The sequence below is a fragment of the Microbulbifer sp. SE14 genome, from assembly GCF_059834885.1.
The window spans coordinates 1-24,294 of the sequence record NZ_JCBAJA010000049.1 but is presented as its reverse complement, the minus strand read 5'-3'; the positions used below and the strand labels follow the sequence as shown (position 1 = coordinate 24,294).

20 protein-coding genes, 1 other RNA gene and 2 pseudogenes are annotated in these 24,294 nt (G+C 63.1%); 8 read left to right on the top strand and 15 right to left on the bottom strand.

All coding sequences use genetic code 11. The annotated features are described in order from the left end of the window. Positions 1–124: 124 nt before the first annotated feature. The 7 genes and pseudogenes from carB to dapB form a co-directional block, all read right to left on the bottom strand. Positions 125–3,355 (bottom strand): carbamoyl-phosphate synthase large subunit, encoded by a 3,231-nt coding sequence (gene carB / locus AC6R19_RS22025; RefSeq protein WP_500582031.1) that lies wholly within the window; start codon positions 3,353–3,355, stop codon positions 125–127. Between the two features lie 73 nt (positions 3,356–3,428). After that, positions 3,429–3,689 (bottom strand): four helix bundle protein, encoded by a 261-nt coding sequence (locus AC6R19_RS22020; protein ID WP_500582035.1) that lies wholly within the window; start codon positions 3,687–3,689, stop codon positions 3,429–3,431. A gap of 69 nt (positions 3,690–3,758) precedes the next feature. Continuing rightward, positions 3,759–4,943 (bottom strand): glutamine-hydrolyzing carbamoyl-phosphate synthase small subunit, encoded by a 1,185-nt coding sequence (gene carA, locus AC6R19_RS22015; RefSeq protein WP_500582034.1) that lies wholly within the window; start codon positions 4,941–4,943, stop codon positions 3,759–3,761. A gap of 491 nt (positions 4,944–5,434) precedes the next feature. Next, positions 5,435–6,022, bottom strand: a complete 588-nt coding sequence (locus AC6R19_RS22010; RefSeq protein WP_500582030.1) for a YfiR family protein — start codon at positions 6,020–6,022, stop codon at positions 5,435–5,437. A 327-nt stretch (positions 6,023–6,349) separates the two neighbouring features. Continuing rightward, the gene (gene rimK / locus AC6R19_RS22005) at positions 6,350–7,279 is read right to left on the bottom strand and encodes a 30S ribosomal protein S6--L-glutamate ligase (protein ID WP_500582033.1); all 930 of its coding nucleotides are present in this window, start codon (positions 7,277–7,279) and stop codon (positions 6,350–6,352) included. Between the two features lie 84 nt (positions 7,280–7,363). Further along, positions 7,364–7,765: pseudogene (locus AC6R19_RS22000) on the bottom strand (ATP-dependent zinc protease family protein); the annotation flags it as partial. Between the two features lie 36 nt (positions 7,766–7,801). Next, positions 7,802–8,638 (bottom strand): 4-hydroxy-tetrahydrodipicolinate reductase, encoded by an 837-nt coding sequence (gene dapB / locus AC6R19_RS21995; RefSeq protein ID WP_500582029.1) that lies wholly within the window; start codon positions 8,636–8,638, stop codon positions 7,802–7,804. A 209-nt stretch (positions 8,639–8,847) separates the two neighbouring features. On the opposite strand from dapB, the gene AC6R19_RS21990 reads away from it, so the two are divergent. Then, complete coding sequence (locus AC6R19_RS21990; RefSeq protein ID WP_500582028.1) at positions 8,848–9,288, top strand: hypothetical protein; 441 nt, start codon at positions 8,848–8,850, stop codon at positions 9,286–9,288. A 107-nt stretch (positions 9,289–9,395) separates the two neighbouring features. On the opposite strand, the gene dnaJ is transcribed toward AC6R19_RS21990, so the two are convergent. From dnaJ to grpE, 3 genes are all read right to left on the bottom strand, one after another. Continuing rightward, the gene (gene dnaJ / locus AC6R19_RS21985; protein WP_500582027.1) at positions 9,396–10,514 is read right to left on the bottom strand and encodes a molecular chaperone DnaJ; all 1,119 of its coding nucleotides are present in this window, start codon (positions 10,512–10,514) and stop codon (positions 9,396–9,398) included. 127 nt (positions 10,515–10,641) lie between these two features. Then, positions 10,642–12,594, bottom strand: a complete 1,953-nt coding sequence (gene dnaK / locus AC6R19_RS21980; RefSeq protein WP_500582032.1) for a molecular chaperone DnaK — start codon at positions 12,592–12,594, stop codon at positions 10,642–10,644. A gap of 275 nt (positions 12,595–12,869) precedes the next feature. Continuing rightward, the gene (gene grpE, locus AC6R19_RS21975; RefSeq protein ID WP_500582026.1) at positions 12,870–13,514 is read right to left on the bottom strand and encodes a nucleotide exchange factor GrpE; all 645 of its coding nucleotides are present in this window, start codon (positions 13,512–13,514) and stop codon (positions 12,870–12,872) included. A 306-nt stretch (positions 13,515–13,820) separates the two neighbouring features. On the opposite strand from grpE, the gene recN reads away from it, so the two are divergent. Then, positions 13,821–15,488 (top strand): DNA repair protein RecN, encoded by a 1,668-nt coding sequence (recN, locus tag AC6R19_RS21970; protein WP_500582025.1) that lies wholly within the window; start codon positions 13,821–13,823, stop codon positions 15,486–15,488. A gap of 210 nt (positions 15,489–15,698) precedes the next feature. Next, positions 15,699–16,292, top strand: coding sequence for a 1-acyl-sn-glycerol-3-phosphate acyltransferase (locus AC6R19_RS21965; RefSeq protein WP_500582024.1), 594 nt, complete (start codon positions 15,699–15,701; stop codon positions 16,290–16,292). A 58-nt stretch (positions 16,293–16,350) separates the two neighbouring features. Here the strand turns inward: AC6R19_RS21965 and fur are convergent, their stop codons facing one another. After that, positions 16,351–16,761 carry a ferric iron uptake transcriptional regulator gene (gene fur, locus AC6R19_RS21960; RefSeq protein ID WP_500582023.1) on the bottom strand — a complete coding sequence of 137 codons (411 nt, stop codon included), beginning with the start codon at positions 16,759–16,761 and terminating at the stop codon, positions 16,351–16,353. A 293-nt stretch (positions 16,762–17,054) separates the two neighbouring features. Between fur and AC6R19_RS21955 the strand changes: the two genes are divergently transcribed. Next, positions 17,055–17,402, top strand: coding sequence for an outer membrane protein assembly factor BamE (locus AC6R19_RS21955; RefSeq protein WP_500582022.1), 348 nt, complete (start codon positions 17,055–17,057; stop codon positions 17,400–17,402). A gap of 4 nt (positions 17,403–17,406) precedes the next feature. Here the strand turns inward: AC6R19_RS21955 and AC6R19_RS21950 are convergent, their stop codons facing one another. Then, positions 17,407–17,742, bottom strand: coding sequence for an RnfH family protein (locus tag AC6R19_RS21950; protein ID WP_500582021.1), 336 nt, complete (start codon positions 17,740–17,742; stop codon positions 17,407–17,409). Beyond that, positions 17,739–18,179 (bottom strand): type II toxin-antitoxin system RatA family toxin, encoded by a 441-nt coding sequence (locus tag AC6R19_RS21945; RefSeq protein ID WP_500582020.1) that lies wholly within the window; start codon positions 18,177–18,179, stop codon positions 17,739–17,741. The genes AC6R19_RS21950 and AC6R19_RS21945 overlap by 4 nt, the downstream gene beginning before the upstream one ends. 178 nt (positions 18,180–18,357) lie before the next feature. Between AC6R19_RS21945 and AC6R19_RS21940 the strand changes: the two genes are divergently transcribed. From AC6R19_RS21940 to ssrA, 4 genes are all read left to right on the top strand, one after another. Continuing rightward, a complete protein-coding gene (locus AC6R19_RS21940) occupies positions 18,358–19,776 on the top strand; it encodes a sodium-dependent transporter (RefSeq protein WP_500582019.1) in 1,419 nt (472 codons plus the stop codon). Between the two features lie 8 nt (positions 19,777–19,784). After that, positions 19,785–20,264, top strand: coding sequence for an SsrA-binding protein SmpB (gene smpB, locus AC6R19_RS21935; RefSeq protein ID WP_500582018.1), 480 nt, complete (start codon positions 19,785–19,787; stop codon positions 20,262–20,264). A gap of 144 nt (positions 20,265–20,408) precedes the next feature. Then, positions 20,409–21,755 carry a sodium-dependent transporter gene (locus AC6R19_RS21930; RefSeq protein WP_500582017.1) on the top strand — a complete coding sequence of 449 codons (1,347 nt, stop codon included), beginning with the start codon at positions 20,409–20,411 and terminating at the stop codon, positions 21,753–21,755. A 113-nt stretch (positions 21,756–21,868) separates the two neighbouring features. Further along, positions 21,869–22,222: a transfer-messenger RNA gene (gene ssrA, locus AC6R19_RS21925) on the top strand. A gap of 54 nt (positions 22,223–22,276) precedes the next feature. Here ssrA and AC6R19_RS21920 read toward each other — a convergent pair. After that, complete coding sequence (locus AC6R19_RS21920; RefSeq protein ID WP_500582016.1) at positions 22,277–23,035, bottom strand: hypothetical protein; 759 nt, start codon at positions 23,033–23,035, stop codon at positions 22,277–22,279. A gap of 182 nt (positions 23,036–23,217) precedes the next feature. Further along, positions 23,218–24,294: pseudogene (locus AC6R19_RS21915) on the bottom strand (hypothetical protein); the annotation flags it as partial.

Here is a 24,294-nt window from a genome sequence, read left to right as displayed (position 1 = left end):
CTTCTGGTTTAAGGCGCTTAGCGACCTTGTGATTCAATCTCAACCAGATTAGGGGACTGACCCCTTCCAAAGCTAGATCAATGCCTCGCCGCTTTATTACATCTCCTACAAAAAAGCGGCAGCCTTATCCAGGCAGCTTGACCACCCGCTGGTGCAGGTCCTGCAGGCGGCGCACCTGGAGGGCTTCGCCCTGCTGCATGGCCAGGGCCATGGCCTTGGCCGCCGCCAGCGTGGTGGTGTAGCACACCTGGTGATTCTCCGCACTGCGGCGGATATCGGCGGAATCGCGAATAGCCTGGCGCCCCTCGGTGGTATTGACCACCAGCGCTATCTCGTCGTTCTTGATCATATCGACGATATGGGGCCGGCCCTCGCTCATCTTGTTGACGGTTGTAACGGGAATATCGCTGTCTTGCAAGACCTTGGCGGTACCGCGAGTGGCCACCAGCTCGAAGCCGAGCCCCACAAGGTCCCGCGCCACCCCCACCACGGCGGGCTTGTCGAAGTCGCGCACGGAGATGAACACGCGGCCGGATTCCGGCAGCTTGTCGCCGGCGCCCAGCAGGCTCTTGTCGAAGGCCTCGGCGAAAGTCTCGCCCACGCCCATCACCTCGCCGGTGGACTTCATCTCCGGACCGAGGATCGGGTCCACCTTCGGGAACTTGTTGAAGGGGAAGACAGACTCCTTGACCGAGAAGTAGTCCGGCACGATTTCCTCGGTGAAGCCCTGCTCGGCGAGGGAAATGCCCGCCTGACAGCGCGCTGCCACCTTGGCCAGGGAGGTGCCGATGCACTTGGACACGAAGGGCACGGTACGGGAGGCGCGCGGGTTCACCTCGATCACGTAGATCTCGCCGTCCTGGTACGCCAGCTGGGTGTTCATCAGACCAACCACGCCCAGTTCGCGCGCCATGGCCTTCACCTGTTCACGCATCCGGTCCTGCACCTCAGTGGGTAGGCTGTAGGGAGGCAGGGAGCAGGCTGAGTCGCCGGAATGGACGCCGCACTGCTCGATATGCTGCATGATGGCGCCGATCACCACATCCTGGCCGTCGGACACGGCGTCAATATCCACCTCGATGGCGGCGTTGAGGAAGTGATCCAGCAGTACCGGCGCCTCGTCGGACACCTGAACCGCCTCCTTCATGTAGTTCAGCAGCTCATCTTCCTTGTAGACGATCTCCATGGCGCGACCACCCAGCACATAGGAGGGGCGCACCACCAGCGGATAGCCCACTTCCTTGGCCGCCAGCACCGCCTCGGACACGGAGCGCACGATGGCGTTCTTAGGCTGCTTGAGGCCCAGGCGCATGATCATCTGCTGGAAGCGCTCGCGGTCCTCGGCGCGGTCGATCTGCTCCGGGGTGGTGCCGATGATGGGCACGCCCTCGGCGGCCAGGTAGCGCGCCAGGTTCAGCGGGGTCTGGCCGCCGAACTGGACGATCACGCCTTCCGGCTTCTCCTTGCGTACGATTTCCAGCACATCTTCCAAAGTCACCGGCTCGAAGTAGAGGCGGTCGGAGGTGTCGTAGTCGGTGGAGACGGTTTCCGGGTTGCAGTTGACCATGATGGTCTCGTAGCCGTCCTCGCGCATCGCCAGCGCCGCGTGCACGCAGCAATAGTCGAATTCGATACCCTGGCCGATGCGGTTGGGGCCGCCGCCGAGCACCATGATTTTCTTCTTGTCGGACGGATTGGCCTCGCACTCCTCATCGTAGGTGGAGTACATATAGGCGGTACTGGTGGCGAACTCGGCCGCGCAGGTATCCACGCGCTTGTAGGAGGGAAAGACCCCCAGCTTGTGGCGGAAGTCGCGTACGGTTTTCTGGCTCACGCCTACCAGGTCCGCCAAGCGCTTGTCGGAGAAGCCCTTGCGCTTCAGGTAGCGCATATGCTCCGCCGTCAGGGCGGACGTCGGCAGCGACTTGAGCGGCTCCTCGATCCTGACCAATTCCTCGATCTGCACCAGGAACCAGGGGTCTATCGCGGAAAGCTCATAGACCTGCTCCACGCTCATGCCCATGCGGAAAGCGTCGGCCACATACCAGATGCGCTCGGCACCGGGTATGGAAAGCTCGCGGCGCAGCCGCTCCTGGGCGCCGTCCTCACTCGGGTCTATCTTGCGCTCCAGGCCAAAGCTGCCCACTTCCAGGCCGCGCAGGGCTTTCTGCAGGGACTCCTGGAAGGTGCGGCCTATGGCCATCACCTCGCCTACGGACTTCATCTGCGTAGTCAGGCGCGCGTCCGCCTCGCCGAACTTCTCGAAGGTGAAGCGCGGGATTTTCGTGACCACGTAATCGATGGTCGGCTCGAAGGACGCCGGGGTGGCGCCGCCGGTGATATCGTTCTGCAGTTCGTCCAGCGTGTAGCCCACGGCCAGCTTGGCCGCGACCTTGGCGATCGGGAAGCCGGTGGCCTTGGAGGCCAGCGCCGAGGAGCGGGATACCCGCGGGTTCATCTCAATCACCACCATGCGGCCAGTCTTGGGGCAGACGCCGAACTGCACGTTGGAACCACCGGTCTCCACGCCGATCTCGCGCAGCACCGCGATGGAGGCGTTGCGCATCAGCTGGTATTCCTTGTCTGTCAGGGTCTGCGCCGGGGCCACGGTGATGGAGTCGCCGGTGTGCACCCCCATGGGGTCGAAGTTCTCGATGGAACAGACGATGATGCAGTTGTCGTTCTTATCGCGGACCACCTCCATCTCGTACTCTTTCCAGCCGAGCAGGGATTCGTCGATCAGCAGTTCGTTGGTGGGAGACAGGTCGAGGCCGCGCTTGCAGATCTCCTCGAACTCCGGCCAGTTGTAGGCCACACCGCCGCCGGATCCGCCCATGGTGAAGGACGGGCGGATGATCACCGGGAAGCCGAACGCCTCCGGGACCTTCTTCGCCTCTTCCATGGAGTGCACGATTTTCGCCCGCGGCGTCTCCAGACCGATGGCCTTCATGGCCTTGTCGAAGAGGTCGCGGTCCTCGGCCTTCTCGATGGCGTCCTTGTCGGCACCGATCAGTTCCACGCCGAATTTGTTCAGGATGCCGTTTTTGTCCAGGTCCAGGGCGCAGTTGAGCGCCGTCTGGCCGCCCATGGTGGGCAGAATCGCATCGGGGCGCTCCTGCTCGATGATCTTGGCAACCGTCTTCCACTCCACCGGCTCGATATAGGTAGCGTCGGCCATGGCCGGGTCGGTCATGATGGTGGCCGGGTTGGAGTTCACCAGGATCACCCGGTAGCCCTCCTCCCGCAGTGCCTTACAGGCCTGGGCACCGGAATAGTCGAACTCGCAGGCCTGGCCGATGACGATGGGGCCGGCGCCGATGATTAAGATGGATTTTATGTCTGTACGTTTGGGCATTAGTGGCTCCGGGACTCGGGACTCGGGACTCGGGACTCGGGGTCCATTCTGGTAGTCAGTGCACGCTGAAGTTTCAGCAGCATTTGGCCGACTCTGTTACAAATGGCCAGGGTTTCTTCGATTGCTTTTGGGTCTCCCAATGCCAACTCCCTACTGAGAAATAACTGGTCTGTAATTCTGCGCAGGAACCCTGCGCCATGGAAACAAAGCGCGCGTAGTCACGCGTGCTGCCACGGGCATTGCCCTCTGCAATATTCGATGGGATAGATACTGCAGAGCGCTGTAACTGGGAACTCAGCCCATAGCGCTCTTCGCGAGGAAACCCCGCCGTCAGAGAATAAAACTTGCTTGGCTAAGCTCATCGCCAAGCGCCACACCTCCAATTCGCGAAAGTGCGAGGCACTCAACCCTCCCCCTCCCGAGTCCCGGTTCTCCGGGCCTCCATCGACTTAACAAAATCATCAAAAAGCGGCGCCATATCGTGGGGGCCGGGACTGGCTTCCGGGTGGCCCTGGAAGCTGAAGGCCGGCTTATCCTTCAGGCGTATGCCCTGCAGGCTGCGGTCGAACAGCGACACATGAGTGACCTCCACATTTTCCGGCAGGGTATCCGCGTCCACCGCGAAGCCGTGGTTCTGGGCGGTGATCATCACCTGGCCGCTGCGCAGATCCTGCACCGGGTGGTTGCCGCCGTGGTGGCCGAATTTCATCTTCAGCGAGCGGCCGCCGACGGCCAGGCCCAGCAGCTGGTGGCCGAGGCAAATGCCGTAGGTGGGGATGCTCTTGTCGAGAAACTCCCGGATCGCCTCGATCGCGTAGACGCAGGGCTCGGGGTCACCGGGGCCGTTGGACAGGAAGACGCCATCCGGATTCATGGCCAGCACTTCTGACGCGGGGGTCTCCGCCGGCACCACGGTGACATCGCAGCCGCGGTCCACCAGCATGCGCAGGATATTGCGCTTCACGCCGAAGTCGTAGGCCACCACTTTGAACGTCTGCTCCGGCGCCGGCTTGTGACCTTTGCCCAGCTCCCAGGTACCCTCGTTGAACGGGTACTTCTCCTTGGTGGAGACCACCTTGGCCAGGTCCATGCCCTTGAGGCCGGCGAACGCTTTCGCCTTGGCCAGTGCCTCCTCGCGATCGGACTCACTGTTCACCGAGTCGCCGGCGATGATGCAACCGTTCTGGGCGCCCTTGTCGCGCAGGATACGGGTCAGGCGGCGGGTATCGATATCGGCGATGCCGACGATATTGCGCGCCTTGAGGTATTCGTCCAGGGACTGCTCCTTGCGGAAGCTGCTGGCCAGCAGCGGCAGGTCGCGGATCACCAGGCCCGCGGCCCAGATCTCACCGCACTCCTCGTCCTCGGCGTTGGTGCCGGTATTGCCGATATGGGGATAGGTCAGGGTGACTATCTGGCGGGCGTAGGAGGGATCAGTGAGGATCTCCTGGTAGCCGGTCATGGAGGTATTGAATACCACCTCGCCAACTGCGCTGCCATGGGCACCGATCGAGCGCCCCTCAAATACGCTGCCATCTGCCAGAACCAGCAGGGCCGGGGTTGTACTCTCCATGGTTGTACTCTTCATAAAGGTGCTCTGCATGAAGTCGTGGGGCACTGGGGCCTCCGGCGTGGGGACAGCTTTAGTCAAATTGATCTCCAGTCTTCAGAACGGCTTCCGGGCGGGGTTGGTGGGGGAGCCGGCGCAGGCACCAGCCTGTTGCGCGCCTATAAAAAAGCGAGATGAAACTCCGCAGCTTCATCTCGCTTTTTTGAATTTGTTCACGCACGGCTCTCACACTGTGGCCGGCGCTTGCCGCCGGCGTTGATGGGCCCCTTGATCGAGGGGCCCTCATCAAGGGGGGAGGCCCGCGGCTAGCGCTCGCGATACCTACCCAAACCGGGCGCAGATTCTACGCGAAATGCGGCGCTGGCGCCAGGGGTTCGTGAATGTGGAATGATGAATGCGGAATGCGCGGTCGGGCTGGGTGCTGCACTGGGCGCTCGCGGCCGGTTCTCGGAGTGGCCACAGGGCAAACTTTGACCATATCCCCTCCGGCGCCCACCACTATTCCGCATTCAATTCACCTCCCGACCCAGGCGAAACAGGCTGTTGCCCATCTTCAGCTCCGCCCGGTCGAGCATTGTCTTGTTCAGCTGCAGGGCGACATTGTCGCCCCTCCTCGCGAATTCGATCATGCCGCCGGTGGCGGCGAAGCGCTCGGTGTCGCTGACGGTCAGGACGGGAAAGAACTCCAGTGCCCCCACTGCCTTCAGCAGTTTGGCCCGCTCCATCTGGCCCAGCACGACTATCTGGCAGCTGCGCGCCCGCATCAACTCACTCTCCCCGACGATTTCCAGCGCCACAAGGCGGCCGTTCACCCGCTGGTGCTTGAGGCGCTCGGCCAGGGGCTCGCGCAGGCTGTTCTCGCCCATGACACAGATACGGAAGGGTGCGTCGGTACCGGAGAAGGCCTGGATGGGCCACTGCAGGTGGTAGGCGAAGTGCACAATGTAGTCCACCATCACCTTCCGGCCAGCCTCCGAGCCGGACAGGTTCGAGGACGCCTGGGTACTGGTAGCCATGATCACGATCAGCAGCACCGCCAGGTGGGAGAGAACCAATGCGAGATTGCCCAGGAAGTAGCGGAAGTGGCGATTATTCATACCGCTTAAGCCTTATGGTTTTCACCATCCGGCCGCCGAGTGCGAAAGCGCGCTACCGCGCCTCCACCTACCCGCCATCCGTGGCAGCCAGGATCAGGGATTCAGGATTCCGCGAACGGCGGAACCCGCCGGGAAAGATTCTGCGCCGGATACACAGTCCGGCCACTCCAAAAGGTTAGTCTCGGCGGGGAGGCTTCGCCAGACGGCGCTAAGGTGTCGGGCGCCAGGCCCGGTGACACCGACGGCCTCAGGAGGGCGGCACCGGCAGCTTGAAAGGGAGAGAATAGCCGGCCAACATCTTCTGCTGGCCGGTGAAGTGGCGCCGGATTAATCCCCGGTCGCCAGGCTGTTGTTGCTCTGCGGGGCGATTGCCGGACGCCACTTGAGCGCCTTCTCTATCGACACGATCATGGCGCCGGCCACGTCCTTGCGTGTGGCGCTCTCTATGCCCTCGAGCCCAGGCGAGGAGTTCACCTCCAACAGCAGCGGCCCCTTCTTGGAGCGGATGATATCCACCCCGGCCACCTTCAGGCCCAGCACCTTGGCCGCCTTGACCGCCAGGCGCTTCTCCTCCGCGGTCACCTTGACCACCGACGCGGTGCCACCCTGGTGAATATTGGCGCGGAACTCCCCCGGTGCCGCCTCCCGCTGGATGGAGGCCACCACCTTGCCGTCGATCACGAACAGGCGCAGGTCCTTGCCCTGGGCCTCGCGGATAAACTCCTGCACCAGCAGGTTGGCCTTCAGGGACTTGAAGGCGTTGATCACCGACTCCCCCGCCTTGCGGGTCTCCGCCAGCACCACGCCCCTGCCCTGGGTCCCCTCCAGCAGTTTCACGATCAGCGGCGCGCCGCCGACCATCTCGATCAGCTCGCTGGTGTCCACCGGCGAGTTGGCAAAGCCGGAGATGGGGATATTCAGGCCGCTCTGCTGCAGCAGTTGCAGGGAGAAGAGCTTGTCCCGCGACTGGCTGATGGCCGCCGAGCCGTTCAGTGCGAAGACGCCGATACTCTCGAAGTGGCGGGTCAGGGCGCAGCCGTAGAAGGTCTGGCTGGGGCGGATGCGCGGTATCACCGCGTCCAGGTTGTTCAGTATGCGCCCGTCGCGGTAGTGCACCTCCGGCTCGTTTGGGTCCAGCTTCATATAACACTGGCGGATATCCAGGAAGCTCATGCGATGACCGCGCTCGGCGCCGGCCTCCATGATGCGCTGGTTGCTGTAGAGGTCCGGATTGGAGGCGAGCAGGCCGATGCGCAGGCCGGTGCCGGCCATATGGTGCTCGTCGCGGTAGTATTCCTCCAGTTGGCTCTGCGGCAGGTCGCCGAGGCAGAAACTCTCGGACGGATCCACCAGCATGCGCCCCAGCATCGCCTCGCGCCCCAGCAGCATGCGGTAGCCCATGGTGTCGCGATTGGTCAGGGTCAGCTCGATATCCCAGACGCTGCCGCCGATGGACAGGGCGGTGCGGATCACCGGGCGTTTTTCGCTCTCCCCGGAGGAACTGCGCACCATGCGTTTGTCCAGCAGGCGCGCCTCGCAGCGCACCGACGGCCGGCGCAGGTGCTGCAGTGGGTGGGCCTCGAAACTGACCCAGGGCTCCCCGTCGCGCTTGAACGTCTGGATATTGTAGGCGTGCAGGCAGGACGTCTTGGCTCCCGAGTCCACCCGCGCCTTGATGGCGGGAATGCCCAGGGACGGGAAGCTGCACCATTCTTCACTGCCGACGATTAATTTCTTTTCCAATACCTGGTCCTCAAAGAGTCTCTGTCGCGACGGGATTCAGGGGGTCAGCCCCAGCACATCGCGCATATCGTAGTGACCGGCCTTGCGGTCACCTTGCAATTCCTCACCCATCGGCCCCTTACCCATTAGCCAGAGGGCCGCGCGCACGGCGCCGCGGGCGAAGGACAGGCGGCTGCTGGCGCGGTGGCTGATCTCCACCCGCTCGCCGTCCGCCAGGAACATCACCGTGTGGTCGCCGACCACGTCTCCGCCGCGCACAGTGGCAAAGCCGATGGTGTCGCGCTCGCGCGCCCCGGTCTGGCCCTCGCGACCGTAGACGGCGACTTTCCCCAGGTCGCGGCCCAGGGTCTCGGCCACCACCTCGCCCATGCTGAGGGCCGTGCCGGAGGGGGCATCCACTTTGTGGCGGTGGTGTGCCTCGACGATCTCTATGTCCGCGTCCTCACCCAGCACCCGCGCCGCCGTCTCCAGCAGCTTGAAACACAGGTTGACGCCGGTGGAGAAGTTGCTCGCCAGGCACAGGGGGATCTTCTCCGCCGCCACCAGTACTTCCGCCTTCTGGGAGGCGTCGAAGCCGGTGGTGCCGATGACGATCGGCCGCCCTTGCTCGGCACAGTAGGCGACGTTGGCCAGGGTGGCTGCGGGGGCGGTGAAATCGATCAAGACATCGAAGTCGGCGTTGTCCAGGCTGTCCGCGATCGCCAGGCCGCTGCGGCCGAGGCCCGCCACCTCGCCTGCATCGGCGCCCACCAGGCTGGAGCCGGGCCGCACCACCGCAGCGGACAGCTGGGCCGTATCCGACTGGGCCAATGCCTGTGCCAGCGCGCGCCCCATGCGCCCGCCAAATCCGGTTACTGCTATTTTTACCGCCACGATGCTCCCTCCTCTTCGCGCCCCGAACAAAGGCGCGGATTCTACCCCGCAGTCCGCGCCGCGGCATAGGTTTGGCCAGCCCCAATTCAAGCAGAGGCGGGCCCGTCCCTCCAGGACAAGCCTGTGACAGACGACATCGGACCAATCCACCCTGCAGAGTGTGCTGCAACTGCTAGTCTAGAGAGTAACTGTTGATTGGAGCGCCAAAGATGCAAGCATTTGTCAACCTCGGCACCGCCGGCCGAATCCTGGTTCTCCTGTTTTCACTCAGCCTGCTTTTCTCTGCGGCACAGCTCCGTGCCGGTGAGGAGCTCGACGACGACTTCTGGGAGAAGTACGACGATATTGCCGACTGGCTGACCCTGCGCCTGAAGCTGACCCCCGAGCAGGAGGACAAGGCCCTGCCGATCCTGGATCAGGCCTTCGACTCGCAGCTGGCGCTGTTAAAGGAGTACGGCATCAAACTCGGGAAAAAGAAACCGAAACTGACGGTCAAGCAGCGGGAGGAGCTGGACGCCAAGGTGATCGCGATTCGCGCAGAAACCCGCGCAAAGTTGGTGCCACTGTTAAACGCGGGTCAGTTGAAAGAGTTGAAGAAGATCCAGGAGGAGTTTCACAGGGAGTTTCGCAGGCGGCTGGCGGAGGAATGATCCGCCGGCCCCCAGTAGCCCCCTCCCCCGCAGGCGGGAGAGGGGAGCTATTCTTTCGGGGGTTGGAGGTGGTCCCGGGTCCCGGGTCCCGGGTCCCGGGTCCCGAATCAGAGTTTCATATCGCCGAAGAAGTTCTTAACCCCCTCAAACCAGCCGGTCTGGCGCGGGGAGTTCTTCTTCTCGCTCAGGGTGCTGGCGAACTCCTCCAGCAGCTCTTTCTGCCTGGAAGACAGGTTCACCGGCGTCTCCACCACCACGCGGCACAGCAGGTCGCCGGGGGCGCCGCCGCGCACCGGGGTGACGCCCTTGCCGCGCAGGCGGAACAGCTTGCCGGTCTGGCTCTCGGCGGGGATCTTCAGCTTGACCTTGCCGTCCAGGGTCGGCACTTCCAGCTCGCCGCCCAGCGCCGCGGCGACGAAGCTGATCGGCACCTCGCAGTAGAGGTTCTTGCCGTCGCGCTGGAACAGCTCGTGCTCCTTCACCACCACCTGAACATAGAGGTCGCCGGCGGGGCCGCCGTCGGGGCCCGCCTCGCCCTCACCGGACAGACGGATGCGATCGCCGGTATCCACGCCCGGGGGCACCTTGACCGACAGGGTCTTGGTCTCCTCCACGCGGCCGCGGCCGTGGCAGCTGGAGCAGGGATCGGAGATGATGGTGCCGCGCCCGCGGCAGTTGGGGCAGGTCTGCTGCACCGAGAAGAAGCCCTGCTGCATGCGCACCTGGCCGACACCGCCGCAGGTGCCGCAGGTCTGCGGCGATGAGCCCGGCTTGGCGCCGGAGCCGTGGCAGGTCTTGCAGGAGGCCAGGGTGGGCACGCGGATCTTGACGGTTGTGCCGCGCACTGCGTCTTCCAGGTCCAGCTCCAGGTCGTAACGCAGGTCGGACCCCCTTGCCGGTCCGCTGCGGCGGCCGCCGCCGCCGAAGATATCGCCGAAGACGTCGCCGAAGATATCGGAGAAGCCGCCGAAACCGCCCGCGCCACCGCCGCCCATCTGGCCCTCGACGCCGGCGTGGCCGAACTGGTCGTAGGCCGCCTTCTTCTGCGGGTCGGACAGCACCTCGTAGGCCTCATTGGCCTCCTTGAATTTGTTCTCCGCCTCCTTGTCGTCGGGGTTGCGGTCCGGGTGGTACTTCATCGCCACCCGGCGGTAGGCCTTCTTCAGGTCTTTTTCCGATGCGCTCCGCTCGACACCGAGGACTTCGTAGTAATCGCGTTTCGACATATAACGTGTGTTCTTTTTTAACGTCATAAGGCGCGGCGGCCATTTCCCGGCCGCCGCGCCTTTCTATCTATTTTGCTGTAGGAGCGGCGCGGCGGCCATCCGCCCCGCCGCTCCTACAGAAGAGGATTTACTTGTCCTCTTTCTTGTCTTCCTTCACTTCCTCGAACTCGGCATCCACTGCGTCCTCGCCGCCGGAGGGCTGCTCCGCCGCCTCAGCACCTGCACCTTGGGCGCCGCCCTGGGCCGCCTGGGCCTGCTCGGCGTACATCTTCTGCGCCAGCGGGCCGGAGGCCTCGGTCAGCTTGTTGGTGGCGGCTTCCATCGCGGCCTTGTCGTTGCCCTTGACCGCTTCCTCGGCCTCCTTGATGGCCGCCTCGATCGCGGACTTCTCTTCCTCGGTGGCCTTGTCGCCGGCCTCGGTCAGGGTCTTCCTGGTGGCGGAGATCAGGCCGTCGAGGGTGTTGCGGGTCTGCACCAGTTCCTCGAACTGCTTGTCCTGCTCGGCGTGAGCCTCGGCGTCGGCCACCATCTTGTCGATCTCCTCCTCGGACAGGCCGGAGGAGGCCTTGATCTGGATGGACTGCTCCTTGCCGGTGGCCTTGTCCTTGGCATGCACGTGCAGGATGCCGTTGGCGTCGATATCGAAGGTCACCTCGATCTGCGGTACGCCGCGGGGTGCAGGCGGTATGTCGGCCAGGTCGAAGCGGCCCAGGGACTTGTTCTCGGACGCCTGCTTGCGCTCGCCCTGCACCACGTGGATGGTCACCGCGGTCTGGTTGTCCTCGGCGGTGGAGAACACCTGGGACTTCTTGGTCGGGATGGTGGTGTTCTTGTCGATCAGCGGGGTGGCGACGCCGCCCATGGTCTCGATGCCCAGGGTCAGCGGGGTCACGTCCAGCAGCAATACGTCCTTCACGTGGCCGCCCAGCACGGCGCCCTGGATAGCGGCGCCCATGGCCACCGCCTCGTCCGGGTTCACGTCCTTGCGCGGCTCCTTGCCGAAGAACTCGGTGACCTTCTGCTGCACCAGCGGCATGCGGGTCTGGCCGCCCACCAGGATGACGTCGTCCACACCGGAAGCGGCCAGGTCGGCGTCGCGCAGGGCGATCTTCACCGGCTCGATGGTGCGGGCCACCAGGTCTTCCACCAGGCTCTCGAGCTTGGCGCGGGTCAGCTTCACCACCAGGTGTTTCGGGCCTGTGGCGTCGGCGGTGATGTAAGGCAGGTTCACTTCGGTCTGCTGGCTGGAGGACAGCTCGATCTTGGCCTTTTCGGCCGCTTCCTTCAGGCGCTGCATGGCCAGCGGATCGCCGGACAGGTCGATGCCCTGGTCTTTCTTGAACTGCTCCGCCAGGTAGTTGATCAGGCGCAGGTCGAAGTCCTCACCGCCGAGGAAGGTGTCGCCGTTGGTGGACAGCACCTCGAACTGCATTTCGCCGTCGACGTCGGCGATCTCGATGATGGAGATATCGAAGGTGCCGCCGCCCAGGTCGTAGACCGCCACGGTGCGGTCGCCGCCCTTCTTGTCCAGGCCGTAGGCCAGGGCCGCCGCAGTGGGCTCGTTGATGATGCGCTTCACGTCCAGGCCGGCGATGCGGCCGGCGTCCTTGGTGGCCTGGCGCTGGGAGTCGTTGAAGTAGGCCGGCACGGTGATGACCGCGGCCTCGACCTTCTCACCGAGAAAGTCCTCGGCGGTCTTCTTCATCTTTTTCAGCACTTCGGCGGAGATCTGCGGCGGGGCCTTCTTGTCCCCCTTCACTTCCACCCAGGCGTCGCCGTTGTCGGCCTCGACGATGCGGTAGGGCACCATCTTGATGTCCTTCTGCACCACGTCGTCCTTGAAGCGGCGGCCGATCAGGCGCTTGACCGCGAACAGGGTGTTCGACGGGTTGGTGACCGCCTGGCGCTTGGCGGACTGGCCCACCAGCACTTCGTTGTCATCAGTAAAGGCGACGATGGAGGGGGTGGTGCGGTCGCCCTCGGCGTTCTCGATCACGCGCGCCTTGTCACCTTCCAGTACCGCGACACAGCTGTTGGTGGTACCCAGGTCGATGCCGATAATTTTTCCCATCTGATGAATCCTCGTATGTGTTTCGCGCCGGCGGCTGCGGGGGAGCCCTGCCGCGCGTTTGTATTCTCGATGCCAGCTATATTGGTGCCGGCCTTACAATTTCAAGGGGCTTTCCAGTCGGAGACCCCGGGCTGGGAGTCGTGGTGCTTTCCGGGACACGCCGTAAATACGTCCCTGTAGGCTTGTCGGCGAGGTGGCCCGGCCGCTCCAGGTATTCACGGCGCCTTCGGGCCCTCTCGCCAACAGTCCCGGAAAGCGCTACCACCCCCGGCCCTCAGCGGCACTCAAGGTGCCTTGCTCACCACCACCATCGCCGGGCGCACCAGGCGGCCGTTCAGGCGGTAGCCCTTCTGGAACACCTCCAGGACAGTGTTGGGCTCCACATCGCCATTGGGCACCTGGGTCATGGCCTGGTGCAGCTCCGGGTCGAAGGGCTCGCCGGCCGGGTCCACCACTTCCACCGAGTGCTTGGCCAGGGTGTCGACGAAGGACTTGTGAGTCAGCGCAACGCCCTCGGCGATCGCCTTACTGGCCTCGTCTTCGGGATTGATGGTGGCCAGGGCCCGCTCCAGGTTGTCCACCACCGGCAGCAGGTCCTGCAGCAATTTTTCCACGGCGAACTTGTGCGCCTTCTCCACGTCCTGCTGGGCGCGGCGGCGCACGTTCTGCGCTTCCGCCTGGACGCGCAGGGCCAGGTCCTTCTCCAGCGCCAGCTGCTCCTGCAGCTTGATGATTTCCTCGTGCAGGGCATCGGCACTCTCGGCCTCCGCATGCAGGGCATCCTCGGCCCGATGCTGCTCCTCCTCGGTGGGCTCCTCTATCTCGGCGGCGACCGCCTCCTCGACTGGGGTGTGCTCGTCGGTCAGGGATTCCGGCTGTGCCCCCTCTTTGTCCGAAATCTGATCTTCTTCGCTGCGCTCTTTGGCCACTGCTCTCTCCGTCGCGTCGACTGTCAGTTAAGTGATACTTGAACCCGATTCGCGGGCAATGCAGCCCTATATGGGGCCTGGAGGCGGCACTTCAAGGCATGACCTTTGGCGTAGGTTGGGCTGAGCTCTGCGAAGCCCGGCAGCGGTGGCCACCTCAGCGCCGGGCTTCGCAGAGCTCAGCCCAACCTACACAGACAAGCGGACATTTGCCGAAGGGTGAAGGGTAATGTGCCCCCCAACCGCTAGCGAGGCAGCGGTGATTACTGTATAAATAGCCAGATAAAAATCGCCACAGAAGCTATTTCTATGTTGCTGCACCTGTCTATCAGCCAATTCACCCTGGTGGACCAGCTGGAGCTGGAATTCGGTCCCGGCACCAGCACCCTGACCGGCGAGACCGGCGCCGGCAAGTCCATCACCCTCGACGCCCTCGGGCTGGCCCTGGGCGATCGCGGCAATGCCGATCTGGTGCGCGCGGGTGCCAACCGCGCCGACATCAACGCCACTTTCGATATCGGCGGCCACCCCTCGGCCACTGCCTGGCTGGAGGAGCAGGAACTGGACGCCGGGCGTGAGGTGATACTCCGCCGCACCATCGGCGCCGACGGCCGCTCCCGCGCCTATATCAACGGCCAGCCGGTGACCCTGCTGCAGCTGCGCGCCCTGGGCGAACAGCTGATCGACATCCACAGTCAGCACGAGCACCAGTCGCTGCTGAAGAAGGACACCCACCGCCGCCTGCTGGATGAGTACGCCCGCGCCCAGGAGCTGGCCGCCGAGACCCGCATCCACTTCAAGGCCTGGCAGGACCAGTACCGCCGCTACCGCGCCCTGGCGGAAAGCGCCGAGGAGACCCAGGCGCGCCGGGACCTGCTGGAGTACCAGTTGGAGGAACTGGAACAGCTGAACCTGCAGCCGGGGGAGGTAGAGGAGCTGGAGAGCGAGCAGCGCCAGTTGGCCAACGCCGGCGAGATACTGAGCGGCAGCTACCAGCTGGCGGCACTGCTGTCCGGCGGCGAGGGGGATATAGCCGAGCAATTGCACCGGGCGCTGCAGCTGCTCTCGGCCATGCCAGAACAGTCGCCGGCACTGGCGGAGGTGGCACAGATGCTCGACAGCGCGCGCATCCAGGTGGACGAGGCCGCCGGCACCCTGTCGCGGCATATCGACCGCTTCGAGATGGACCCGGAGCGCCTGGCCGAAGTGGAGGAGCGCCTCAGCGCCATCTACCAGGCTGCGCGCAAGCACCGGGTGCAGCCGGACGAACTGCCGGCCCTGCAGCAGCAGTTGCAGGCGGAACTGGACGAGATAGGCGCGCCGGACGCGCTGGACAGGCTGGCCGCCGAGTGCGAGAAACTGGAGGCAAAATACCGCCAGGTCGCCGGCAGGCTGAGCGAGCTGCGCGGCAGGGCCGCCGCCGAGCTGGCCGGGGCAGTCAACCGCCAGTTGGCGGAACTGGCCATGCCCCACGCGCGGGTGGAACTGGCCCTGCAACCCCAGGAGAAACCCACCGCCAGCGGCCTCGAAGAGGTGGAGATTCTGATCGCCACCAACCCGGGCCAGCCGCCGCGGCCGCTGGGCAAGATCGCCTCCGGCGGCGAGCTGTCCAGGGTCAGCCTGGCGATCCAGGTGGTCACCGCGCAGACCTCGCGCACGCCGACGCTGGTGTTCGACGAGGTGGACGTGGGTATCGGCGGCGCCACTGGCGATGTGGTCGGGCGCCTGCTGCGCCAGTTGGGCGAGACCCGGGACGGCCGCGCCGGCCAGGTGATCTGCGTGACCCACCTGGCCCAGGTGGCGGCGCGGGCCCACCGCCAGTACCTGGTGGAGAAACACAGCGATGGAGAGGCCGCCTTCGTGTCCCTGCGCGAGCTGAAGGACGGCGAGCGCCGCGAGGAGATAGCGCGCATGCTCGGCGGCGAGACCACCACCCAGTCCCTGGCCCACGCGGAGGAGATGCTCAGCCGCGCCTGAACTGGGCCTTCCCTGTGTAGGAACGGCGGGGCGGCCATCCGCCGTTGGCCGCGATCAATCTGGCTACATCCCCACCACTGATCGCGGCCACCGGCCGCTCCTACAGGAAGAGACCGCAAATGACCGGGACTATCGCCTCAAGTCACACTATACTGCAGCGCTGGCAAAGCTCACCCCTACGCGCGTTTTGTAGTAATTGTGACCGTCTAGATGCAAAGAACCATTTTCAACACCCCCCTGCTTACCCCCCTGCTGCGCCAGATCGCCAGGCTGCTGCTGAAGCTGCACGGCTGGCGCGTCGTCTGCGACCGGCAGGCGCTGAAACTGAAGAAGTATGTGCTGATAGGCGCACCGCACACCAGCAACTGGGACGGCTACTATTTTATCCTCGCCGCGCTGAAGCTGGGGCTGACGCCGCAGTGGATGGGCAAGGACAAGCTGTTCAGGTTCCCCCTCGGCGCCACCATGCGCTGGTTCGGCGGCATCGCCGTGGACCGCAGCAAGGCCAACAACCTGGTGCAGGCCACCGTCGACAAGTTCAACGAGTGCAAATCCCTGATAGTGGTAGTGCCGCCGGAGGGTACCCGCGGGCGCAGGGAGCGCTGGAAGACCGGCTTCTACTACATGGCCCGCGGTGCGCGGCTGCCGGTGGTGTGCGGCTTTATCAATTTCCCCCGCAAGGAAGTGGGGCTGGGGCCGGTGATGGAGATGGGGGAAAACCTGAAAGCGGAGCTGGAGCGCTTCCGGGACTTCTACGCGGACAAGATCGGCAGGTTTCCGGAGCGGTATACGCCGCCGGCTTGAGTGCAGGGTGCCCGCTCGGGCGAACACAAGATTCGCCCCTACGGAAAAAGGGATCTTGTTAAGATCCCTTTTTCTTCACGTAGAGCACCAGGCTGTGGCCGGTCAGCTCGTAGCCGTGCTCGTCGGCGATCTGCTTCTGCAGCTTCTCGATCTGCTCGTTGTGGAACTCGATCACCTTGCCGGTATCGGTGCACACCATATGGTCATGGTGGTCGCCGCGGTCCAGCTCGAACACCGAGTGGCCGCCGTCGAAGTTGTGGCGTATTACCAGGCCCGCGCTCTCGAACTGGGTCAGCACCCGGTAAACGGTGGCCAAGCCGACGTCCTCGCCCGCCTCCAGCAGCATTTTGTAGACATCTTCCGCGCTGAGGTGCTGTTCGTCGCTGCTCTCCAGCAGCTGCAGAATTTTTACCCGCGGCAGTGTGACCTTGAGGCCGGCCTTGCGCAGTTCCTGATTTTCGTTAGCCATGAATAGTTTTGTCCCGGCAGGATTCTCTCAATACTTCGCTATGCTCAACAGTTCGCCAACCCGGACAGCGCCAGGCAAGCCGCGTCTGTCGGCGCGCGAACACTTCAGGTATTATCCACGCCCAGCGGAGTCAGCGGAACCCCAAACGCTCCCGGGCCACCTCCAAGGCGGGACTCGCGACAGCTGCCGGGAACTTTCCTCGCCGCGAAGCGCCTATTCTGTTTAACCATAGAGATCTGGGCGCGAGCCGCAGTCCAGTGGCCGCTGACCGACAGACCATAATGGAGCAATGAATGCCATCTAGCCTGAGAATTCTCGCCGTCGCCACCCTCTGTGCCCTGCTCGGCGCCTGCACCCTGTTCAAGTTTCCCGGTGTACACCGCATCGAGGTGCAGCAGGGCAACATCATCACCCAGGAGATGGTCGACCAGCTGAAACCGGGCATGACCCGGCGCCAGGTGCGCTTCGTGCTGGGCACGCCGCTGCTGGAGGACACCTTCAAACCCGACCGCTGGGACTACATCAATCGCGTGCGCGACCCGAACGGCGAAGTCACCCAGAAACGCTTCTCAGTCTATTTCAACGGCGACATATTGATCGCCACCAGCGGCGACTGGCAGCCGGCGGGCTGGCCGCGCTGACCAGCTACTGCTGTTTTCGCTCGGCCAGCTTCCTGGCCTTCTCCGCACGCTGCTTGCGCGCCTCCTTGGGATCCGCGATCAGCGGCCGGTAGACCTCGACCCTGTCCCCCGGCTGCAGCACATACTGATCCGCCGGCGGCAGCCCCTTGGTACCCAGGGCCTGGCCGAAGATCCCCAGCCTGGCGGTGGCCGGATCCACCTCCGGGTACTCCTCCGGGATGCCCGAGCGCACCAGCGCCTCCAGCGCAGTGGTACCCGGCTGGACCAGCAGGCGCATCAGCCGCTGCTCGTGGGGCAGCGCATAGACCACTTCCACTGCGATTGTCTTGATATCCGTCATGACTGCTTCCCATATATCCGTTCGGCGCGCGCACACATGGCGTCCACCATCTGGTTGGCCAGGTCGCTGAACAGCTTGCCGACGGCGGCGGCCACCAGGCGGCTCTTCAGGCTGAACGAGAGGGAGAAGGTCACCTTGCAGGCGTCCTCGGCCAGCGGCGTAAACTGCCATTCGCCGGTGAACTCCTGGAAAGGCCCCTCCACCAGGGTCAGCGTCATGCGCTCGGGGCGCTCGAGCCGGTTGCGAGTGACGAAACTCTGGCGGATACCGGCTCGGGACAGCTCCAGGCGCGCCTCCAGGGTGTGCTCGTCACTGTACAAAACTTCGGCACTCCGGCACCCGGGCAGAAACTGCGGATAGCTGGCCACGTCGTTGACCAGGTCGAACATCTGTTCCGCACTGTGCATCACCAGCGCGCTGCGCTCTATCTTAGTCATTCTGATTGTTCCAAAACTGCGGCAGAAATTGCCCGCCGCAAGCGGCGAGCGGGCAATTTTGCCAGCCGGCGCTACTCAAGCAAGGCAATTCCTGCAACAATCGCGTTTTTAACCGGCCGCTCGGGCCGGGCAAGTCCATACGACAAGAAAATCTGAGAAAAATAATAGCGAGAATACTATGTCCGCAGTGAGAGAGCATTTTGGAACGCGGCTGGGCTTTATCCTGGCCGCCGCGGGTTCCGCCGTGGGGATCGGCAACCTGGTGGCATTCCCGGTGGCGGCCACCAAGAGCGGCGGCGGCGCCTTCCTGTTGGTCTATGCGATCTTCGTCTTCTTTATCTGCCTGCCGGTGATGATGGCGGAGCTGGCCCTGGGGCGCCGGGCCGACAAGGATCCGGTGGGTGCCTACCGGCAGCTCTCCGGCGGCTCGCGCCCGTGGACCATTCCCGGCTGGCTGGCCCTGGCCACGCCTTTCATGATCGCGGTCTTCTACCTGGTGGTCACCGTCTGGGTGCTCGGCTACCTGGTGGAAACCCTGCGCGGCAACCTGGACCAGCTCGCCACGCAAGCCCACTTCGGCCAGTTCATCAACTCGCCGGTGGTCTTCTTCTACCTGGTAGTGCTGATGCTGGGCATCAACGGCATTCTCGCCCTGGGGGTCAAGGACGGCATCGAGCGCGCGGCCAAGACGCTGATGCCGATGCTGTTCGTGATGCTGCTGGCACTGGTGCTCTTCGTGCTCACCCGCGAGAACGCGATGCTGGGAGTCAGGTACTACCTGATACCGGACTTCGCCAAGATCGACAGCGCCGTGGTCAGCAAGGCCATGGCCCAGGCCTTCTTCTCCCTGTCCCTCGGCATGGGTATCATGATCACCTACGGCTCCTATATGAAGAAGCGGGACTCGATTCCCGGCTCCTCCCGTGCCGTGGCGATCACCGATACCCTGGTGGCCTTCACCGCCGGCCTGCTGATACTGCCGAGTATCTTCCACTTCGACCCACAGATAGACCCGGCCGAACTGAGCGACTCCTCCGCCGGCATGATCTTCCTGTTCCTGCCGAAGATATTCCTGGCCCTGCAGGACAGCGTCGGCTACTTCGGTGCCAGCGTCTTCGCCGCGGTGTTCTTCTTCCTGGTGTTGGTGGCCGCGATAACTTCCCTGGTCTCGATCATCGAGGTGCCCATCGCCACCCTGCGCGACGAGCGCGGCATGAAGCGCAAGAAGGCCATCTACACCATCGCCGCCATACAGTTTGTGCTTGCCATCGGTTGCGCCGTATCCTTCGGCATGGTCAACTTCTTCACCCAGTTCATGCAACTGGCCGGTGAGAACAAATCCTTCTTCGACCTGGTGGAGATCATCTTCTACGACACCATACTGCCGCTCAACGGCCTGCTGGTGTGCCTGTTCGTGATCTACAAGTGGAAGAAGGCCAACTTCGACACAGAGTTACAGGAGGGCGACAGCGCCTTCGCCGGCTCCATTTCACAGAAATACATCAACTTCTCACTGGGCACCTTTATCCCGCTGCTCCTGCTGTTGATCTTCATCAACACCGTGGCCCTGAAGTTTTTTGGACACAGTTTCATCTAGTTGTTTTTATGGCGAAAAAGAAAAAGGCCCAGTCTTCCAGCACCATAGCCCTGAACAAAAAGGCCCGACACGACTACTTCATCGAGGAGAAGATCGAGGCGGGCCTGGAACTGCAAGGCTGGGAAGTGAAGAGCTGCCGCGAGGGCAAGGCCCAGCTCACCGACAGCTACGTCATCTTCAAGAATGGCGAGGCCTGGCTGCTGGGCGCGCGTATACAGCCGCTGCCCAGTGCCTCGACCCACTTCGTCACCGAGCCGGACCGCACCCGCCGCCTGCTGCTCAACAAGCGCGAACTGGCCAAGCTGATCGCCGCCACCGAGCAGAAGGGCTACACGGTCGTGGCCACGGCCCTTTACTGGAAAAAACACCTGATCAAGTGCGAGATAGCGCTGGCCAAGGGCAAGGCCAAGCACGACAAGCGCGAAACTGAAAAGGCGCGCGACTGGAACCGCGAGAAGCAGCGGTTACTGCGCACTGAACACAAATAATTTTGACCGGGGCGTAGGATGGGCAAAGGAGCGTAGCGACATGCCCATCAGCAACCATGTGATGGACACGTTCACTTTGCCCATCCTACAAGGTATGCACTATTCCCTCACAGGACACAGAGAAGAATAACGAAGAGAGTTACCATGAGTGCACCGCGAGGACAATTCAGCTCCAATATCGGTTTCCTGATGGCCGCGGCGGGTTCCGCCGTGGGCCTGGGCAATATCTGGGGCTTCCCCACCAAGGCCGCCGGCAACGGCGGCGCCGCCTTCGTGGTGGTCTACCTGCTGCTGGCCTTTATGCTCGCCTACCCGGCGCTGATGGCCGAACTCACTATCGGCCGCCACGCGCGCCGCAACATGGTGCAGGCCCTGCGCGGCATCTCCACCGGCCCGGTCAGCCGATTCTTCGCCAACCTCGCCGGCTTCGGCGGCATTGTCGTCGCCTCGCTGATCCTGAGCTTCTACGCGATCGTCGCCGGCTGGATGGTCGCCTATCTGGCGGACCCCTTCGCCAGCCTGTTCGGCATGAGCGGCGCCGCGGACTGGCTCACCGGCAACAGCACCGCGCGCAACCTGACCTTCACCGCGATATTCAGCGGCATGACCATGCTGATCATCGCCGCCGGCGTGGAGAAAGGCATCGAGCGCTGGTCCACCCTGCTGATGCCGTCGCTGATCGTGCTGCTGCTGCTGCTGATCGTCTACGTGCTGACCCAGCCCGGCGCCATGACCGGCCTCGAGGTCTACCTGATGCCGGACTTCAGTCACCTGTCGCCCAAGCTGCTGATTGCCGCCATGGGCCAGGCCTTTTTCTCCCTCTCCCTCGGTGTCGGCACCATGCTGATCTACGGCTCCTACCTCAGCCAGCAAGAGAGCCTGCCGCGCCTCGGCGCCCTGGTGACCCTGATCGACGTGGGCATCGCCTTTACCGCCGGCCTGCTGATACTACCGGCCATGTACGTGGCCCAGGAGGCAGGCACGCAGATCTTTTCAGAAACGGGGGAACTGATCGCCGGTCCCGGCCTGATACTGCAGGTGCTGCCGGCCCTGTTCGACTCTATGGGCACTGCCGGCCTCTTCGTGGCCATCGCCTTCTTCGCCCTGATGGTGATCGCCTCCCTGACCTCCTCCATTTCCATGCTGGAGGTGCCGGTGGCCTTCACCATCGAAAACCTGGGCGTGCCGCGCCGGCTCGCGACCCCGTTTGTTGGATTGGTCATCTTCGCCATCAGCAGCGTGATCATCGTCAACTTCGACGCCCTCTTCGGGCTGGTGGTCAGCGCCAGCACCGAGTACGGCCAGCCGCTGCTGGGCGTGGCCCTGTGCGTCTTCGCCGGCTGGATCTGGCGCCGCGACCAGCTGCTGGCGGAACTGAAGAAGGGACACGAGAACATAGAACAGACGCTATTCTGGAAGATCTGGCCCTGGTATGTGCGCATCGTCTGTCCACTCTTGATACTGGCGGCCTTTGCCCAGTCAGTCATGTAAGTGACCGAAGGGCCACTGGAAGGCACCCCGGGGCATCCCGGGGCATGTTGTTCCGGTGCCATTTCAGGTATAATTTAATGACACAAGTGTGTTTCGCACCTGTATTCGATTCAGGGGATGACTTGGATTCGACGCCGGTAACGAAACCATGGGTGCATGCCGTGATGGCAGCCAATCACGTAAATCCAAAGCTGCAATTTATTAGTTGCCAACGACGACAACTACGCACTAGCGGCTTAAGCCCGCTAGCGGTCTGAAGCAAGGTTCCAGTACCGCGCTGCAGACTGTTAAATAGAACTGGATCGCCGTGAAGTTTGTCTGGGATGGATCGGCTAAAACTCTACAGACTCGCTCTTTACGTCCTGCCCGCCGGGCTGTATTGAGTTAAATCAATAGACGGAACTAAGCATGTAGAGCCTCTGGCAGAGTGCTGACGGACGCGGGTTCGACTCCCGCCATCTCCACCAAATCAAAAAGACCCGCTACCGGAAGGTAGCGGGTCTTTTTTAATTTGTCCCCGCTCATTCAAACACCCAGTAGCCCACCTGTTCTGTAGTATGCGAGCGCTCGGACTGGGATATCTGGTCCTCGTCTACAGACAGGGTAATTGCCGTCGCCGTGGTATTGTCCCGCAGTACCGCCCAGCTGCCATCCACGCCGTCCATGGCGGCCTGGCTCAGTATCGTGCTGGCGGGACTGGTGAGGCCGTTAAGTGCATAGGTGTATTTACCGTTATCCACGCCTTTTACACTGTCGCTGCCGAGACCGACGACATAGCTCCTGCCATTCAAACTGCCACTGCCGGCTTCCACAACAATATATCCCAAGGTCTCTTCGGCCCGGGAGTGCAGGGTGTCTTCCCCCACATGCTTGCCAATGCGGATATTGGTCGCGGCGGCCACCTGATCTCGCGATACGCCGCGGCTCCAGAACACTGACCAGTTGCTGTCATTGGCACTCATCACCTGCCCGAACACCACCGGCGAGATGTAGCTGTTGGCCAGCGAAAGGGCCTCTGCATTCCAGTTGTTCTTGCGGTCGGTGGCCGTGGATTGATATCTGCCCGCCTCCATCGCGACGCCGTGTTGCGCCAGACTATAAGCGCCGGCTTCGACCGCCATATAGTGCACCGGCAGGCTAACGGGATCTACGGAGCCGTCCACGCGCTGAAGCATGATATCGAACTGATTGCCGACCACGCTTGCAGTATCCAGGCCGTCGGTATCAGGATCGGCACTCTGGGAGCCATCGTCGAGCACCGGATCGAATCCATAGCTCACTTCAAAGCCGTCCGGCAGCTGATCGCCATCGGTATCCGGATTGTCCGCATAAGTACCGGCTTGAAATTCCTGCAGATTGCTCAGATCGTCGCCGTCGGCATCCCATCTGCGTCATCTACCAGTGGGTCGAGTCCGTAGAGGGACTCCCAGTAATCCGGCATGGTGTCGCCATCGGAATCCCGCTACTCATCCACCAGCGGATTGCTGCCGGCGGCAAACTCGTAACGGTTGCTGATGCCATCGCCATCCGGGTCCGCACTGCCGTCCAGCGCTGAGTAATAATCAAGCCCGTAGCTGGACTCCCAGCTGTCCGGCATAGAGTCCCTGTCGCTGTCCACGAAATAGAGAGGATTCAGTGGGTAGCGGTCCATTTTGTCATTGGTGTAGTCCCCATCGGAGTCGTCATTGAGAGGATCAGTACCCAATTCGAACTCCTCCAACGGCGTCAGTCCATCCGAATCGCCGAAATAAGGGTCATTCGCATCCCAGGCTTCAAACTGATTCAGTCCGTTCGCCAGCTCCCACTCATTCGGCAGGCCGTCGCCATCCGCATCCAGACGGTAGCGACTGTCGGCCGGCGCAAAGTCTTCGCCATCAGCGATTCCATCGCCATCGGAGTCCGTGGCAGAGGGATCCGAGCCCGCAAGAAATTCCTGCAAATTCGTCAGGCCATCGCCATCAAAATCCTCTCCGGCATCCTGTGCGTAGGTATCATTCAGAAAACCACTATCCATCTCATAGCTGTCCGGCAGGCCGTCGCTGTCCTTGTCCTTGTAGTAGCGACCGTCAACAGGCCAGACATCCAGGCCATCCCGTACCGCGTCGCCATCCGTATCGGCAATAGTCGGGCGGCTACCCACCTGGAATTCCTGCAGGTTTGTCAGTCCATCACCGTCCCAATCTAAAGCGGCATCCGAGGGATCAAATGCTCTTAATCCATGGGATTCCTCCCAGGCATTGGGCATACCATCGGAATCATCATCCAGCGCCTTGCTGGGATCCAGCGGCCACCAGTCTTCGCCATCCTGCGCACCGTCGAAGTCGCTGTCCGGATTGTGCGGGTCGGTACCCAGGGCGAATTCCAGGTAGTTGCGGGCGCCGTCGTAGTCGGGGTCTTCACCGCCGTCGTGGGTGTTGCTGTCGCTGAGGCCGTGCTCCACCTCCCACATTTCGGGCATGCCATCCCGGTCGCGGTCGAAGCGGTACAACGGGTTCAGCGGGTAGCGGTCTTCACCGTCGAAGATACCGTCTTTATCACT

Coding starts and splice junctions, on each gene's coding strand:
- AC6R19_RS21950 (WP_500582021.1), bottom strand. CDS start 17,742: ATGACGGATATCAAGACAATCGCAGTGGAAGTGGTCTATGCGCTGCCC.
- AC6R19_RS21990 (WP_500582028.1), top strand. CDS start 8,848: ATGCAAGCATTTGTCAACCTCGGCACCGCCGGCCGAATCCTGGTTCTC.
- fur (WP_500582023.1), bottom strand. CDS start 16,761: ATGGCTAACGAAAATCAGGAACTGCGCAAGGCCGGCCTCAAGGTCACA.
- dnaJ (WP_500582027.1), bottom strand. CDS start 10,514: ATGTCGAAACGCGATTACTACGAAGTCCTCGGTGTCGAGCGGAGCGCA.
- AC6R19_RS21930 (WP_500582017.1), top strand. CDS start 20,409: ATGAGTGCACCGCGAGGACAATTCAGCTCCAATATCGGTTTCCTGATG.
- AC6R19_RS21955 (WP_500582022.1), top strand. CDS start 17,055: ATGCCATCTAGCCTGAGAATTCTCGCCGTCGCCACCCTCTGTGCCCTG.
- carB (WP_500582031.1), bottom strand. CDS start 3,355: ATGCCCAAACGTACAGACATAAAATCCATCTTAATCATCGGCGCCGGC.
- carA (WP_500582034.1), bottom strand. CDS start 4,943: ATGAAGAGTACAACCATGGAGAGTACAACCCCGGCCCTGCTGGTTCTG.
- AC6R19_RS22010 (WP_500582030.1), bottom strand. CDS start 6,022: ATGAATAATCGCCACTTCCGCTACTTCCTGGGCAATCTCGCATTGGTT.
- AC6R19_RS21965 (WP_500582024.1), top strand. CDS start 15,699: ATGCAAAGAACCATTTTCAACACCCCCCTGCTTACCCCCCTGCTGCGC.
- AC6R19_RS21945 (WP_500582020.1), bottom strand. CDS start 18,179: ATGACTAAGATAGAGCGCAGCGCGCTGGTGATGCACAGTGCGGAACAG.
- smpB (WP_500582018.1), top strand. CDS start 19,785: ATGGCGAAAAAGAAAAAGGCCCAGTCTTCCAGCACCATAGCCCTGAAC.
- recN (WP_500582025.1), top strand. CDS start 13,821: ATGTTGCTGCACCTGTCTATCAGCCAATTCACCCTGGTGGACCAGCTG.
- AC6R19_RS21940 (WP_500582019.1), top strand. CDS start 18,358: ATGTCCGCAGTGAGAGAGCATTTTGGAACGCGGCTGGGCTTTATCCTG.